Origin of the sequence: Bacillus sp. FSL R9-9497 (assembly GCF_038005805.1) — a bacterium.
GTDB classification, from domain to species: domain Bacteria; phylum Bacillota; class Bacilli; order Bacillales; family Bacillaceae_G; genus Bacillus_A; species Bacillus_A cereus.
The window spans coordinates 4,747,501-4,761,381 of sequence record NZ_JBBOTY010000001.1; the positions used below are offsets into that span (position 1 = coordinate 4,747,501).

Consider the following 13,881-nt stretch of genomic DNA (forward strand, 5'->3'; position numbering starts at 1 on the left):
TTCCCAATATTGATATATTTTCTTTTCACATCTCCATCTGGATCTTTCGGCTCAGCAAATTGATCCATTCCACTTGTTCCAGCTGTTAAAGTATTCACATTATCATCTAGTTCGTCTTGATATACGTGCGAAAGAATATACGGCGTTCCAAGACGAACTATTACGCCTGGTACATCTAGTTCTCCATCAATGGCTGTAAATGGAACTCGTAAAAATTGATACCCATCTTCTTCATCGATTTTGTAATCAAAGCATCCTTTATCATAATCCCAATTACCACCAATGCTATATCCAAGTGGTTTCATAATCTCTTCTAACTTATATAACGCATATGTACGTCCTTCTAAATTTGATTGAATCGGAATCAAGCCCATCCCTCCTAGACTTTTCCTTTAGCATACCCACTTTAGTTTGAATATACTGATGGACTTTTCGATAAAATAATAAAAAGCGACCGGAATCCGGTCGCTTTTTATTATTTTAAACGCTCTTCTAATTCTGCTTTTAATTCTTCAAATCCTGGTTTACCAAGTAAAGCAAACATGTTTTTCTTATATGCTTCTACTCCAGGTTGGTCAAATGGATTCACGCCTAATAAGTAGCCGCTCATCGCACATGCTTTTTCGAAGAAGTATACAAGGTAACCGAATGTGTACTCATTTAATTCAGGAATATTGACGATTAAGTTTGGTACTCCCCCGTCGCTATGTGCAAGTAATGTACCTTCGTATGCTTTTGTGTTTACGAAGTCTACAGTTTCACCAGCAAGGTAGTTTAATCCGTCTAAATCGTTTTCTTCTGATTCGATTGTTAGTTCATGTGTAGATTTACCTACTTTAAGAACTGTTTCAAATAAGTCACGACGACCTTCTTGAACGTATTGACCTAATGAGTGTAAATCAGTTGAGAAGTTTGCTGAAGATGGGAAAATACCTTTTTGATCTTTCCCTTCACTTTCACCAAATAACTGTTTCCACCACTCAGCGAAGTATTGAAGTGCTGGCTCATAGTTAACAAGCATTTCAATTGTTTTTCCTTTATTGTATAAAGCGTTACGAACTACTGCATATTGGTAAGCTGGATTTTCTTCTAGTTCTGATGTTCCGAAGTCATCACGACCAGCAGCTGCACCTTTCATCATCTCTTCAATATTTAAGCCACTTACTGCGATTGGTAATAAACCAACTGGCGTTAATACAGAGAAACGACCTCCAACATCATCTGGAATAACAAATGTTTCGTAACCTTCGTTATCAGCTAATGTTTTTAATGCACCACGCGCTTTATCTGTAGTTGCATAAATACGTTTGCGAGCTTCTTCTTTTCCATACTTTTCTTCTAATAACTTACGGAAGATACGGAATGCTAGTGCTGGCTCTGTTGTTGTACCTGATTTGGAAATAACGTTAATAGAGAAGTCTTTACCTTCTAATACGTCCATTAAATCTTTCATGTAAGTGGAGCTAATGTTTTGTCCAACAAATAGCACTTGTGGAGTTTTACGTTGTTCTTTAGAAAGCGTGTTGTAGAAAGAATGGTTTAACATTTCGATTGCTGCACGTGCTCCTAAGTAAGAACCACCGATACCTACAACAAGTAAAATGTCAGAGTCATTTTTAATTTTTTCTGCGCATTTTTGAATGCGAGCAAATTCTTCTTTGTCATATTGAAGCGGAAGGTCTACCCACCCAAGGAAATCGTTCCCAGCTCCAGTTTTTTCGTGGATTGCGTGATGTGTTACTTTCACTGCATCACGTAAATAAGTGATTTCATGTTCACCGATGAAGGATAACGCTTTAGAATAGTCGAACGTTACATGTGTACTCATCTTTTTCCCTCCAATTATGGATATGTATTTCTGTATTCACTTTAGCGAAACTGAAGTTGTAAATCAAGCGATTCAAACATTGTAAACGTAACCAATATATATTTTTTAGAAAAAGTTCATTTTTTGCATAAAAATTCGTATTTTTCGGTATAGATGTATATACATCTTCTTTCAAACATTTTTTATGTATAAAAACAACATAACTACCCCATTCTATAAAAGAGTTAATTAACTCATCGCTTGCTCATGCTTCACAATTAAGGGGGGCTTTTTCATGAGTACTTTACAACGTATCGCATTAGTCTTTACTGTAATTGGCGCTGTGAACTGGGGACTAATCGGTTTTTTCCAGTTTGACTTAGTAGCAGCCATTTTCGGTGGACAAAATTCAGCTCTTGCACGTATTATTTACGGCATCGTTGGTATATCTGGGCTTATCAACCTTGGTTTACTGTTTAAACCATCTGAAAATCTTGGTACGCACCCAGAAACAAACGAAATTCGATAATCAGTATGTCCTTTCACCTCCGACATACGAATATGATTGCATGCAATCATATTTGCAAATATATATCATAAGATAAAGTAAAAGAGGAACGCTCATATGCGTTCCTCTTTTACTTTGTTAACTCGGACTCTTCAATCCATTCTGCCAACTTTTCTCGCAGCGTATTAAATCCGTTTTCAGATGGGTTCGGTATAAGAATCCTTCCTTGTTTTCTTTTCGCCGCTTTTAACGATAAACTCATTTTTCTGTGCTCTTCATCAATTGAAAGTACCTTTACTTCTACTGTATCGCCGACCTTTAAAAAGTCATGAATATCCTTTACATATCCATTTGTAATTTCAGATATATGCACAAGCCCTTGTGTTTCTGCATCTAACGCTACAAACGCACCGTAATCTTGAATTCCAGTCACTTTCCCTGTTACAACCACTCCTGTTGTATATTGTTCTGACATATGAAACACTCCCATACGTTTACCATTCTCTCTACAATTATAGAGAGCAAAGCAGATATATTTATTTTAAATATCCGATTGGTTAGTACGCATTCTAGATAACGTTATCTAGAATGCGTATACCTTATATTAGTAAATTATACCACTATGACAGAACTCATTCAAAATTCATGAAAAATTTCCCTTAAAGAAGTATAATTATCCAATATTGGGATAGACTACTAACACATGGCTTTCTAGTATTCCCCCCCTTTTATGGACAAAACGTATTACGTTTTGTCCTTTTTTTATTCTCTACAAACCGTTCCATTCTCTTCATTGCTTCCATAAGTTGTTCAAGCGATGTTGCATAAGAACAACGAATAAAACCTTCACCACTTTCGCCAAATACGCTACCAGGGACAACAGCCACTTTTTCTTCCAACAATAACTGTTCTGCAAATTCCGCTGAAGATAATCCTGTTGAAGATATAGAAGGGAAAACATAAAATGCTCCGCCTGGCACATGACACGTTAAGCCCATTTCATTGAAAGATTTCGTCATGAAGTTACGACGCTTCTTATAACTATCTCTCATTCGAATCACTTCATCGTTCCCTGCCCGTAACGCCTCAAGTGCTGCAAACTGAGACATCGTCGGTGCACACATCATTGAATACTGATGGATTCTGAGCATTAATTCTGAAAATTGAACAGGAGCTGCAATCATACCGAGACGCCATCCTGTCATCGCAAACCCTTTTGAAAATCCCGAAATTAAAATCGTATGCTCACGCATATTTTTAATACTCGCGAAACTTGTATATACTTCGTCGTATACAAGCTCTGCATAAATTTCATCAGATAATACAATTAGATTGTACTTCTCAACAATCACTGCTATTTCTTCAAGCTCGGATTTATTTAGCATTGCACCTGTCGGGTTATTTGGTGAACAAAGCAAAATCGCCTTTGTTTTCGCTGTAATAGCTGCTTCAATTTGTTCTGGTAGTACTTTAAACTCATTTTCTAAAGTAGTCGCCACAGGAACCGGAACTCCTCCAGCTAATGTCACAAGTGGTGCATAAGAAACGAAGCTTGGTTCAATAATGAGCACTTCATCATCAGGATTTATAATGGCGCGCATCGCTACATCTAACGCCTGGCTCGCTCCAACTGTAACAATGATTTCATCACTTGGGTCATAAGATACTGCAAATTGTTTTTTTAGATACTTTGCTATTTCTTGACGGAGCTCCAATAATCCTGCATTTGCTGTATATGACGTATACCCTTGTTCCAAAGAACGAATACATGCTTGCCTTACATTCCAAGGGGTAACAAAATCTGGCTCTCCTACCCCGAGGGAAATAACACCTTTCATATTTGCTGCTAAATCAAAAAATTTTCGAATACCAGATGGTTTTAAAGATTCTGCTGATCTAGATAGTTCAAATTGCTTCATGGTGTCACCACAATTCGCTTATCATCATCGTCTTTTTCATAAATAACGCCCTCATGTTTATACTTCTTCAAAATGAAATGAGTAGTTGTAGAAACGACAGATTCAATTGTTGCTAATTTCTCAGAAACAAACATCGCTACTTCCCCCATCGTTTTCCCTTCTAATGTAATAGAAAGATCATATGTCCCTGACATTAAATAAACGGATTTCACTTCTGAATAACGATAAATTTGTTCAGCAACCGCATCAAACCCAACGCCGTGCTTTGGCGTAACTTTCACATCGATCATTGCCGTTAAACCTGTATGTTCTTTCACTTTCGTCCAATCGATATGTGTTACATAATCCACAATAATCTTTTCATTTTCTAATCTCGCAACCATCTTCTTTACTTCTTCTACTTCTATATTTAACAGCTTCGCTAATGTATCTACAGATAATCGACTACTCTTTTCAAGACAAGCTAATAATTCTAATTCTTTTTCTGTCACCATATAAATCATCCTTCCTTTTCGTTTGTGTCTAAATTATACAAATACCCTTTCCAGTTTGAAAAGAAGATTTTTCTATTGAATTATGTCAAAATAAAGTGAAACTTTAATCAGCGAAATGCTTCACCCCGCTGATTATTAGCCCGCACCAATCGGGCTTTTACGGACAGTTGCTCTCCCACCTAACCTCTTTACTTGAGCTGCTTTTTGAGGTGGGAGACTTACTGTCCGTTAATGTGGGGTAAAGTGAAACTTTAATCAGCGGAAAAATACGTGATAAAGCGAAAGGGGATGGAACCGTGAAACCAAAAGTTTATATTGCTGAACCAGTTCCAACATTTGTAGAAAACTATTTATCAGAACACTGTGATTATGAAAAATGGGATCAAAATGAGAAAGTACCTCGTGATATTCTATTAAAGAAAATACAAGATAAAGATGGGTTATTAAATTTCGGATCTGCTATTAATGAAGAATTACTGACAGTAGCTCCTAACTTAAAAGTAGTGAGCAACATTTCTGTTGGTTACGATAATTTTGATTTACAAGCGATGAAAAACCGAAATGTTATCGGAACGAATACACCATACGTATTAGATGATACAGTAGCTGATCTCGTTTTCGCCCTTATGCTATCAGCTGGGCGCCGCGTTTGCGAACTCGATTCTTACGTGAAAAATGGTGAATGGAACGCTGAAATCGGAAAAGAACACTTCGGACTAGATGTACACCATAGCACAATTGGTATTATCGGTATGGGCCGAATTGGAGAAGCCGTTGCAAAACGAGCAAAATTCGGATTTGATATGAATGTTCTTTACTATAACCGCCGTCGTAAAGAAGAAGCTGAACAAAAATTCGATGCTACATATTGTGATTTACAGACGCTACTGAAGCAGTCTGACTTTATTGTTCTTCTTACTCCATTAACAGATGAAACATATCACCTTATCGGAGAAAAGGAATTTTCATTAATGAAAGACACAGCAATCTTCATTAATGCTTCTCGCGGCAAAACAGTAGATGAAAAAGCGTTAATCCATGCTTTAACAGAAAAGAAAATCTTTGCAGCAGGTATCGATACATTTACACAAGAGCCGATTCAAAAAGATAATCCACTCTTATCATTACAAAATGTTGTGACTTTACCACATATCGGATCTGCAACATTAAAAACTCGTCAGCAAATGGCCATGACCGCCGCTGAAAATTTAGTTGCAGGGTTACAAGGAAAAACACCGCCTAATATTGTTCGCGGGTAATACTGAATAAACGAAAGGCAAGATGACATCGTCATCTTGCCTTTTTTTGTTAACATATTTTCTTCTTCCTTGGAGATGATATGAACAAAAATCAATGGAGTGACAAAAAATGAATCATAAATATACTTGTCCTTATTTCACTTTTTCCACTCGCGGCACTACTGTTCATTACGAATTGTATGAACATGATAATAAAACAGAACGTCCTACTTTCATACTCGTTCACGGCTTTTTATCTTCCTCATTCAGTTACCGCCGTCTCATTCCTTTACTATCGAAGGAAGGAACAGTCATTGCTCTTGATTTGCCACCGTTCGGAAAAAGTGATAAGTCTCATCTGTTTAAGTATTCTTATCACAATTTAGCAACGATTATTATTGATTTAATTGAACATTTATCTCTCTCAAACATTGTATTAGTTGGGCATTCTATGGGTGGGCAAATTTCTCTCTATGTAAACCGTATACGTCCTGAACTCATTTCAAAGACGATTTTACTATGTAGCTCGAGCTATTTAGCGCGCGCAACCTTACCTTTACTATACTCTTCTTATTTACCGTTCTTTCATTTATACGTAAAGAACTGGATTATAAGGCGCGGCATTGTTCATAACTTAATGAATGTCGTTCATGATCACTCATTAATTGACGATGAAATGAAAAAAGGTTACTCCGCTCCTTTTTATGACGACCGTATATTTCCCGCTTTAACTCGCATGATACGAGACCGTGAAGGTGACTTATCTTCAACTGAATTACAAAAAATCGAAACACCTATCCTACTCATTTGGGGTGAAAAAGACCGCGTCGTCCCTGTACATGTAGGTCATCGTCTACACAAAGATTTACCGAATTCAAAATTTATTTCTTACGAAAATACAGGACATTTACTACCTGAAGAAAAGCCTGAACATGTTTATGAAGAAATTATCGCTTTTTCCGCGCAATAAAATGAAACTTTAATCAGCCCCCACCTAACTTCTTTGCTTCCGCTGAATTTTGAGGTGAGGGTCTTACTACCCAGCAAATAGCGGGATAATATAAAAAAGGCTGTCGGAAATCCCGACAGCCTATAATGAACAGCTTCCGCCTTCTTTTATTACAAGTAATTCCACAGCTAATTTCTCACATTTTTCAAGCGCAGGTACTTCCTCAAAAGACATAAAGTATATATGTTGAATCTTCTTTGCGATGTATTTTGGATCGTCAAACACACTTATGACGCTCACAACATCGCTCGCTTCTGTTTCATAAAACTCCGGTCCCATTTGAAACGGATCCCAATTCTTCACAACCTCTATCATCTTTTCATATGTACCCATTCGCTTCCCGCCTTTTCACTTTTTAATACTTTTCTTTATCCTATCACATCAGCTATTCTATAAGAAGAGAGAGAACTTTCATAACTTATTGGTTTTACAGAAGAAGGGAGCAAACTTATGCAACTATTTCATAAAGCAATCAATCGACGTGGAACGCATAGTATAAAATGGGATACATATAAAAACGAAGAACTTATCCATGCTTGGATTGCTGATATGGATTTTGAAGTACCAAAACCAATTCAAACTGCCTTAAAACAACGAATCGAACATCCGATTTTTGGCTATACACTTCCTCCCGAAAATATTGGAGATATTATTTGTAACTGGACAAAACAACAATACAACTGGGATATTCAAAAAGAATGGATTGTCTTTAGCGCCGGAATCGTTCCAGCTCTTAGTACGAGCATACAGGCTTTCACCAAAGAAAACGAATCTGTTCTCGTACAACCACCTATTTATCCTCCATTTTTCGAAATGGTCACAACAAACAACAGGCAGTTATGCGTGAGTCCATTACAGAAACAAAATGATACATATGTGATAGACTTCAAGCATTTAGAAAAGCAGTTTCAGCAAGGCATCAAACTCATGCTTCTTTGTAGCCCTCATAACCCAATCGGACGCGTTTGGACGAAAGAGGAACTTGTGCAGCTCGGATCGTTATGTACTAAATATAACGTAATCGTTGTGGCGGATGAAATTCATTCCGATATCATTTATGCAGACCATACACATACACCGTTCGCTTCTTTATCTGAAGAATTAGCAGCTCGCACGATTACTTGTATGGCTCCAAGTAAAACATTTAATATCGCTGGATTACAAGCGTCGATCATTATCATTCCAAACGAAAAACTCCGTCACGCCTTTACTGCTATCCAGTATAGACAAGGCTTCCACGGGTTAAATATCTTCGCTTATACAGCGATGCAAAGTGCCTATACAGAATGTAATGATTGGCTAAACGAAATTCGATTATATATAGAAGATAATGCTCAATTTGCTTGTGAATATATTAAAACTCACATACCTGCTCTTTCCGTAACGAAGCCAGAAGGTAGCTTTTTATTATGGATTGATTGTTCTCGTCTAAAGCTTTCTCAAAACGAGCGTACCGCACTACTTGAGGAAAAAGGAAAAATCATCGTTGAACCTGGTGAGAAATACGGGTTAGGTGGCGAAGAACATATTCGAATTAACATCGGCTGTCCACGATCTGTTTTAGAAGAAATTTTAAACAGACTGCGTCATACGTTTTCATAATAAGAAAGGAGTCTGTCCCGAATCATTCTTGGGCAGACTCCTTTGTCATATTTTGTCGGTAAGTCGATATATTTCAATAATCGCTGATATATTTCAAGTTACGGTCGATATATTCCAATAATCGCCGATATAATTTGAGTTACAGTCGATATATTCCAATAATCGCTGATATATTTTCAATTACATTTCACAAATAAAGCTACCATTCACGGTAGCTTTTACTTTTTCTTCATATCCGATGCTTTTTTTACAATTACGCCACAAGCAATTCGATCCCCTGATTTACCTGTCGGTTGTGTCATACCATCATCAGGGTTTTCTGTAATAATAATAGACGCTCCATCTTTTCTATGAATCGTCGTTTTCCCTTCTTCAAGTGTAATGTGGGGTGCATCGATTTCCGCTTTAATCTTTCCAGAACCATCTGCAACTACGTTCGGTAAATCACCGTTTTCTGCGCCCTTCGGATTGAGTAGTCCATGCTTTTTATCATCTGGATTAAAATGATTCCCAGATGATTCAAAACGAGGTGCCTTACACTCTCCGATTTCATGTACATGTAGTCCGTGTGGTCCTGGCGTGAAACCTTCCCCTTTAATCGTAATTTTCACTCCACTTGTTTGCTGAACTACTTTCGCAGTCCCTACTTCATCTCCTGAAGCATTATGTAATTTCACTTCAATTTCTTTCGGCTTTCCTTGGTCACAACCTGCCATCAGAAATAATAAACAACAACTGAAAAAAAGCCGTTTCTTCATTCTATTCCCTCCAAAATATATTCTGCCCTTAGATTGTCCGAGCATAGAGGGAAACATACAAAAATGCGTTACTGTTTCTTTTCAGCTAATAGTTTTTCTTCAACTTTCTGTAATCGGTCTGCTTCTCTTTTTGATATACGAATAAACATGCGCCACGTAGCAATAGCACCGATAATAAATAGAACACAAACAATCCCTGGAATAATATATTCTGTTTTATCTTCCGGAAAATATAAAGGCATCATATAGAACACTCCTTATTATAGGATTTATAAAACATCAGAATTTTCTGTTATATCATTTTAAATTATAGTGCAACCTCCCCATATTCTCAAGGGGCGTTCTGAAAACGAAGGATTTCTTTGACTCCTTCCCTCACTTTCCTTACTATAAACTTGAGGTGAAAAATATGAGAGAAACATTTGAAATTGGTGAAATCGTTACTGGTATTTATAAAACAGGAAAATACATTGGCGAGGTTACAAATAGCCGCCCTGGCAGTTACGTCGTAAAAGTATTAGCTGTTTTAAAACATCCGGTGCAAGGTGACTTACATAACGTAAAACAAGCTGACGTACCATTTTTCCACGAAAGACGTGCTTTAGCTTTTCGTGAGCAAACGAATATTCCAGAACAAATGGTGAAGAAATATGAAGGAGAAGTTCCGGATTATACAGATTCACTAAAATTAGCATTAGAAACTCAAATGAATTCATTTTCTGAAGATGATTCACCTTTTGCAGAGCGTAGTCTAGACACATTAGAGCAATTAAAGAAAGACTACAAACTCTAAAAAACAAAACGACCAAATTACATAATGTGCAATTTGGTCGTTACTGTGTGCTCACTTTCTTTAACACTTTTGAAAAATCAACAAGTTCTCCTAATGTTGGAGGTGCTGGTTTTACTAAATACTCTTTATCTTTTTCTACTAGTTTAAAAATGTTGTACGTCGTCATTGCATCATCAAGCGCACAATGATGCTTCCCTGTCCCTACTTTTCCATACGCCTCAATTGCTTTCCATAATCCTGTTTGATTTCTTTCTCCAAAAAACTTCTTATACTCAAGCGATAAATCACGACACTGTCCGAAGAATGGAAAAGCTATCCCTGCCATTTCACAATTATGCTTCAGCACTTTCATATCCATATTTCCCCACGTTACAATTGTCGGTTTACATTTCGTTTCGTATTCTGAAAGCTTCTTAACGAGTTCAGGAAATGAAATCCCTTTATCCACGACTTCTTGTTTTATTCCTAAAAACTTCTTACATCGATCCGTTAAAGAGGGAAATGTTTTCGGCCTAACATGTGATGAATACGTATCTTCTACCTTACAGCCAGCAACTGAAACGAGTCCTACCTCAATAATCTCTGGAAAAAATCCTTTCGGTTTCTTTCTATGCTGGGGCATCGTAAACTCAAAGTCTAAAAATAAAAATCGTTGTTCATCCATACGATCCCTTCCTTATCATTTTTGTCATTCCTTTCTATTTGACACTCCTACACGAACAAGCTCGAATGCTAATTCCATTTTAAATATTCAGATTGGATGTATCTTATATATATGTCAAATGCCCACAAATATTTTAAAAAATAAGAAAAAATGACCTATGCAGAAAATATGACAAAATCTCTCCTTTCATTTACATCCGCCATTTTCCTACTTTATAATGACGTTATGTGTGTTTCTTCTAGAGCATTTTTGACACACTAAGAAAAAGTGAATGAAAGGAGATGAGATTTTTGCACGAAACAACGCAAGAACTCGCTAACTGGCAGTATTATTTTGCTATCGCAGTCTTTTTAATTACATATGCCATTATTATTTCTGAAAAAATTAATCGCGCTGTCATCGCACTTCTTGGTGCAGCACTCATGGTAATTGTGGGGGTCGTCGATTTACATAACGCCTTTACGAAACATATTGAATGGGGAACGATTACGCTACTCATCGGTATGATGATTTTGGTGAACATTACGAGTAAATCAGGTGTCTTCCAATACGTTGCCATTAAAGCGGCAAAAGGAGCGCAAGGAAATCCAATTAAAATTTTAATTTCACTTTCCTTACTTACCGCGCTTGGCTCCGCATTTTTAGATAACGTTACAACTGTACTTCTTGTTGTTCCAGTTACTTTATCTATTACGCGCATACTGCAAGTAAATCCTGTTCCTTATTTACTTTCTGAAATTATTTTTTCAAACATTGGAGGAACAGCAACATTAATTGGTGATCCACCTAACATTATGATTGGTTCTGCAAATAAGCATTTAGACTTCAATGCTTTCCTATTGAATCTAGCACCAATTGTAATTATTATTATTGCAGTTACAGCGATAATACTTTACTTCATGTATCGCAAACAATTAATTGCCGATCCTGTACAAGTTAAAAAATTAATGAGCTTAGATGAAAAACAATACATTAAAGACCCAGTATTAATGAAAAAATCTTTAACGGTACTTGGACTTACGATTGTAGGTTTCATGACTCATTCTATTTTCCATATCGATGCCGCTATTATCGCCTTAACTGGTGCTACTGTACTTATGTTAATTGGTGTGAAAGAGCATGAAATTGAAGAAGTATTTGCAAGCGTAGAGTGGGTAACAATCTTCTTCTTCGCAGGGTTATTCGTACTTGTTGGAGGACTTATCGATATCGGTCTTATCAAAATGTTAGCTCAAAAAGTAATTGGTATAACAGGCGGAGATATTTCTTACGCATCCATCCTTATTTTATGGGTATCTGGTATCGCCTCTGCAACAATTGATAACATCCCATTCGTCGCAACAATGATTCCACTTATTAACGATATGGCAGTTGGGCTAGGCTTATCACCATCTGACGCACAAATCGATGTATTATGGTGGGCATTAGCACTAGGTGCTTGTCTGGGCGGAAACGGAACATTAATCGGAGCTTCTGCTAACGTAATCGTTGCAGGTATCGCGAGCCGCGAAGGACATAAATTTAGTTACATGGACTTCCTAAAAGTCGGTTTCCCAATTATGATCGTTTCATTAATCATTTCTCACATTTATATTTATTTACGCTACCTTATGTAGTAGAAAAAGCGCTCTGATAATCAGGGCGCTTTTTTACTTATATCTACTTATCAACAAAAATGAAAAATCTACTCTTTATATCTCACCGGTTCATTTCGAATAATAAATAAATGAATCGGTAAGAACACCGAAAATGTGATTACATGAATAATCGTAAATAATATAGAGTTCGTTCCGTATCTGTCTAAAATAGCGTAGATAAGATAAATGGACAATACAATCGATACAGCTGTTGCTAGTAAACTTATAATTGGTACGAAATTAAAAATGAAACATGCAACATATATGCCGAATACTTTCCACCCTGCTTCTTCTTTCAAAAAATCTGGTAATTTATCTTTCGCTAAGTCCCCCCACGTCTTACTATTCAAAAACGGAATAAACGCAAGCACCCCGTCCGTTGCACCATCATTTTTCGCCATCGAATAAAGTGCAAAAGCCGTTAACAAATATGAAATAATTGCCCAAATCAATATAACAAGAATAAACGCAAAACTAAGAGCAAAGAAACCTGCTAGTACGCCTTGATCCTCCATCTTATCCTCTCCTCTCTACTTTCAACATATTTCATTACATTGCAAGTTATGTTTTAAAATTTATCCAAACTCTTTGTATAATAAGAGAAGAAAGAGAATAAGAGAGGAGAAACACGTATGCATCCATTTGTAAAAGCATTACAAGAGCATTTTACAGCTCATCAAAATCTTGAAAAAGCAGAACCTATGGCTCGTTATATGAAAAATCACTTCCCATTTCTAGGTATTCAAACACCGGAAAGACGCCAATTATTAAAAGACATCATTCAAATACATACTCTCCCAGATAAAAGAGACTTCCAAATTATCGTACGTGAACTTTGGGACTTACCAGAACGTGAATTCCAAGCGGCTGCACTTGATATTATGCAAAAATATAAAAAGCATATAAACGAAACACATATCCCCTTCTTAGAAGAATTGATTGTAACAAAATCTTGGTGGGACACTGTCGATAGCATCGTACCTACATTTTTAGGTAATATCTTTTTACAACATCCAGAATTGATTTCTGCCTATATCCCAAAATGGATTGCATCAGATAACATTTGGTTACAACGTGCCACTATTTTATTCCAACTCAAATATAAACAAAAGATGGATGAAGAACTTCTTTTCTGGATTATTGGACAACTACATTCTTCAAAAGAATTTTTCATTCAAAAAGCAATTGGCTGGGTCCTTCGTGAATATGCAAAAACAAATCCGGATGTAGTTTGGGAATACGTGCAAAACAATGAGCTCGCTCCATTAAGTAAGCGCGAAGCAATTAAGCATATTAAACAAAATTACCGAATAAATAACGAAAAAATAGCCGAGACTCTATCATAGATAGACGCGTTCCTCTATTGAGATTTAAAAAAGAACGTGTTAGAATATGTTCATTATTATTAATATAAGTAGCGATGACGGACTTATAAGTACTTGCATAAAAAGC

General features: G+C 36.6%; 17 protein-coding genes (1 of these 17 only partly in view). 7 read left to right on the forward strand and 10 right to left on the reverse strand.

Translation table 11 applies throughout. From position 1 onward, the window contains the following. Positions 1–368, reverse strand: partial view of a YugN-like family protein gene (locus MKY21_RS24610; RefSeq protein WP_000612334.1) — the 5' portion only. Its footprint begins 46 nt before the window's first position; the window shows 368 of its 414 coding nt (coding positions 1–368); the start codon lies at positions 366–368; its stop codon lies beyond the left edge, outside the window. Positions 369–475: 107 nt separating this feature from the next. Next, complete coding sequence (locus MKY21_RS24615; protein WP_000103658.1) at positions 476–1,828, reverse strand: glucose-6-phosphate isomerase; 1,353 nt, start codon at positions 1,826–1,828, stop codon at positions 476–478. A 274-nt stretch (positions 1,829–2,102) separates the two neighbouring features. Here MKY21_RS24615 and MKY21_RS24620 point away from each other — a divergent pair, with 274 nt between their 5' ends. Next, positions 2,103–2,336, forward strand: a complete 234-nt coding sequence (locus MKY21_RS24620; RefSeq protein ID WP_000105788.1) for a DUF378 domain-containing protein — start codon at positions 2,103–2,105, stop codon at positions 2,334–2,336. A gap of 109 nt (positions 2,337–2,445) precedes the next feature. Here the strand turns inward: MKY21_RS24620 and yugI are convergent, their stop codons facing one another. The 3 genes from yugI to MKY21_RS24635 all read right to left on the reverse strand — a co-directional run bounded on the left by yugI (position 2,446) and on the right by MKY21_RS24635 (position 4,728). Continuing rightward, positions 2,446–2,790: a S1 domain-containing post-transcriptional regulator GSP13 gene (gene yugI, locus MKY21_RS24625; RefSeq protein ID WP_000003764.1), complete on the reverse strand. Its 345-nt coding sequence runs from the start codon at positions 2,788–2,790 to the stop codon at positions 2,446–2,448. A gap of 253 nt (positions 2,791–3,043) precedes the next feature. Then, positions 3,044–4,234, reverse strand: a complete 1,191-nt coding sequence (locus MKY21_RS24630; RefSeq protein ID WP_000808525.1) for an aminotransferase — start codon at positions 4,232–4,234, stop codon at positions 3,044–3,046. Continuing rightward, positions 4,231–4,728 carry an Lrp/AsnC family transcriptional regulator gene (locus MKY21_RS24635; protein ID WP_000255696.1) on the reverse strand — a complete coding sequence of 166 codons (498 nt, stop codon included), beginning with the start codon at positions 4,726–4,728 and terminating at the stop codon, positions 4,231–4,233. The genes MKY21_RS24630 and MKY21_RS24635 overlap by 4 nt, the downstream gene beginning before the upstream one ends. Positions 4,729–4,994: 266 nt before the next feature. Between MKY21_RS24635 and MKY21_RS24640 the strand changes: the two genes are divergently transcribed. Continuing rightward, positions 4,995–5,987, forward strand: coding sequence for a 2-hydroxyacid dehydrogenase (locus MKY21_RS24640; RefSeq protein ID WP_086424167.1), 993 nt, complete (start codon positions 4,995–4,997; stop codon positions 5,985–5,987). A 109-nt stretch (positions 5,988–6,096) separates the two neighbouring features. Next, positions 6,097–6,936, forward strand: a complete 840-nt coding sequence (locus MKY21_RS24645) for an alpha/beta fold hydrolase (RefSeq protein WP_001015858.1) — start codon at positions 6,097–6,099, stop codon at positions 6,934–6,936. A gap of 120 nt (positions 6,937–7,056) precedes the next feature. Here the strand turns inward: MKY21_RS24645 and MKY21_RS24650 are convergent, their stop codons facing one another. Then, positions 7,057–7,308 carry a YugE family protein gene (locus MKY21_RS24650; RefSeq protein ID WP_000537645.1) on the reverse strand — a complete coding sequence of 84 codons (252 nt, stop codon included), beginning with the start codon at positions 7,306–7,308 and terminating at the stop codon, positions 7,057–7,059. 117 nt (positions 7,309–7,425) lie between these two features. Between MKY21_RS24650 and MKY21_RS24655 the strand changes: the two genes are divergently transcribed. Further along, positions 7,426–8,577: a MalY/PatB family protein gene (locus MKY21_RS24655; protein WP_098595780.1), complete on the forward strand. Its 1,152-nt coding sequence runs from the start codon at positions 7,426–7,428 to the stop codon at positions 8,575–8,577. Between the two features lie 218 nt (positions 8,578–8,795). On the opposite strand, the gene sodC is transcribed toward MKY21_RS24655, so the two are convergent. Then, on the reverse strand, positions 8,796–9,335 hold the full coding sequence (gene sodC / locus MKY21_RS24660) for a superoxide dismutase [Cu-Zn] (RefSeq protein ID WP_000746520.1): 540 nt from the start codon (positions 9,333–9,335) through the stop codon (positions 8,796–8,798). A 68-nt stretch (positions 9,336–9,403) separates the two neighbouring features. After that, entirely contained in the window at positions 9,404–9,580 is a 177-nt protein-coding gene (locus MKY21_RS24665) for a hypothetical protein (protein ID WP_000982755.1), read from the reverse strand. 164 nt (positions 9,581–9,744) lie between these two features. Between MKY21_RS24665 and MKY21_RS24670 the strand changes: the two genes are divergently transcribed. Beyond that, positions 9,745–10,128, forward strand: a complete 384-nt coding sequence (locus tag MKY21_RS24670; RefSeq protein WP_341077565.1) for a kinase-associated lipoprotein B — start codon at positions 9,745–9,747, stop codon at positions 10,126–10,128. A gap of 40 nt (positions 10,129–10,168) precedes the next feature. On the opposite strand, the gene kapD is transcribed toward MKY21_RS24670, so the two are convergent. Beyond that, positions 10,169–10,792 carry a 3'-5' exonuclease KapD gene (kapD, locus tag MKY21_RS24675; protein WP_000344358.1) on the reverse strand — a complete coding sequence of 208 codons (624 nt, stop codon included), beginning with the start codon at positions 10,790–10,792 and terminating at the stop codon, positions 10,169–10,171. A gap of 290 nt (positions 10,793–11,082) precedes the next feature. Between kapD and MKY21_RS24680 the strand changes: the two genes are divergently transcribed. After that, positions 11,083–12,408: an ArsB/NhaD family transporter gene (locus MKY21_RS24680; RefSeq protein ID WP_000545231.1), complete on the forward strand. Its 1,326-nt coding sequence runs from the start codon at positions 11,083–11,085 to the stop codon at positions 12,406–12,408. Positions 12,409–12,476: 68 nt separating this feature from the next. Here MKY21_RS24680 and MKY21_RS24685 read toward each other — a convergent pair whose 3' ends face one another. Continuing rightward, positions 12,477–12,944 (reverse strand): hypothetical protein, encoded by a 468-nt coding sequence (locus tag MKY21_RS24685; protein WP_000390061.1) that lies wholly within the window; start codon positions 12,942–12,944, stop codon positions 12,477–12,479. A 117-nt stretch (positions 12,945–13,061) separates the two neighbouring features. On the opposite strand from MKY21_RS24685, the gene MKY21_RS24690 reads away from it, so the two are divergent. Continuing rightward, positions 13,062–13,775 carry a DNA alkylation repair protein gene (locus tag MKY21_RS24690; RefSeq protein ID WP_088046234.1) on the forward strand — a complete coding sequence of 238 codons (714 nt, stop codon included), beginning with the start codon at positions 13,062–13,064 and terminating at the stop codon, positions 13,773–13,775. The last annotated feature ends 106 nt before the right edge of the window (positions 13,776–13,881 follow it).

What these genes read in the sequence shown, in the direction of transcription:
- MKY21_RS24615 (WP_000103658.1), bottom strand. Translation starts at nt 1,828, where the DNA reads ATGAGTACACATGTAACGTTCGACTATTCTAAAGCGTTATCCTTCATC.
- MKY21_RS24620 (WP_000105788.1), top strand. Translation starts at nt 2,103, where the DNA reads ATGAGTACTTTACAACGTATCGCATTAGTCTTTACTGTAATTGGCGCT.
- yugI (WP_000003764.1), bottom strand. Translation starts at nt 2,790, where the DNA reads ATGTCAGAACAATATACAACAGGAGTGGTTGTAACAGGGAAAGTGACT.
- MKY21_RS24630 (WP_000808525.1), bottom strand. Translation starts at nt 4,234, where the DNA reads ATGAAGCAATTTGAACTATCTAGATCAGCAGAATCTTTAAAACCATCT.
- MKY21_RS24635 (WP_000255696.1), bottom strand. Translation starts at nt 4,728, where the DNA reads ATGGTGACAGAAAAAGAATTAGAATTATTAGCTTGTCTTGAAAAGAGT.
- MKY21_RS24645 (WP_001015858.1), top strand. Translation starts at nt 6,097, where the DNA reads ATGAATCATAAATATACTTGTCCTTATTTCACTTTTTCCACTCGCGGC.
- MKY21_RS24650 (WP_000537645.1), bottom strand. Translation starts at nt 7,308, where the DNA reads ATGGGTACATATGAAAAGATGATAGAGGTTGTGAAGAATTGGGATCCG.
- MKY21_RS24655 (WP_098595780.1), top strand. Translation starts at nt 7,426, where the DNA reads ATGCAACTATTTCATAAAGCAATCAATCGACGTGGAACGCATAGTATA.
- sodC (WP_000746520.1), bottom strand. Translation starts at nt 9,335, where the DNA reads ATGAAGAAACGGCTTTTTTTCAGTTGTTGTTTATTATTTCTGATGGCA.
- MKY21_RS24665 (WP_000982755.1), bottom strand. Translation starts at nt 9,580, where the DNA reads ATGATGCCTTTATATTTTCCGGAAGATAAAACAGAATATATTATTCCA.
- MKY21_RS24670 (WP_341077565.1), top strand. Translation starts at nt 9,745, where the DNA reads ATGAGAGAAACATTTGAAATTGGTGAAATCGTTACTGGTATTTATAAA.
- kapD (WP_000344358.1), bottom strand. Translation starts at nt 10,792, where the DNA reads ATGGATGAACAACGATTTTTATTTTTAGACTTTGAGTTTACGATGCCC.
- MKY21_RS24685 (WP_000390061.1), bottom strand. Translation starts at nt 12,944, where the DNA reads ATGGAGGATCAAGGCGTACTAGCAGGTTTCTTTGCTCTTAGTTTTGCG.
- MKY21_RS24690 (WP_088046234.1), top strand. Translation starts at nt 13,062, where the DNA reads ATGCATCCATTTGTAAAAGCATTACAAGAGCATTTTACAGCTCATCAA.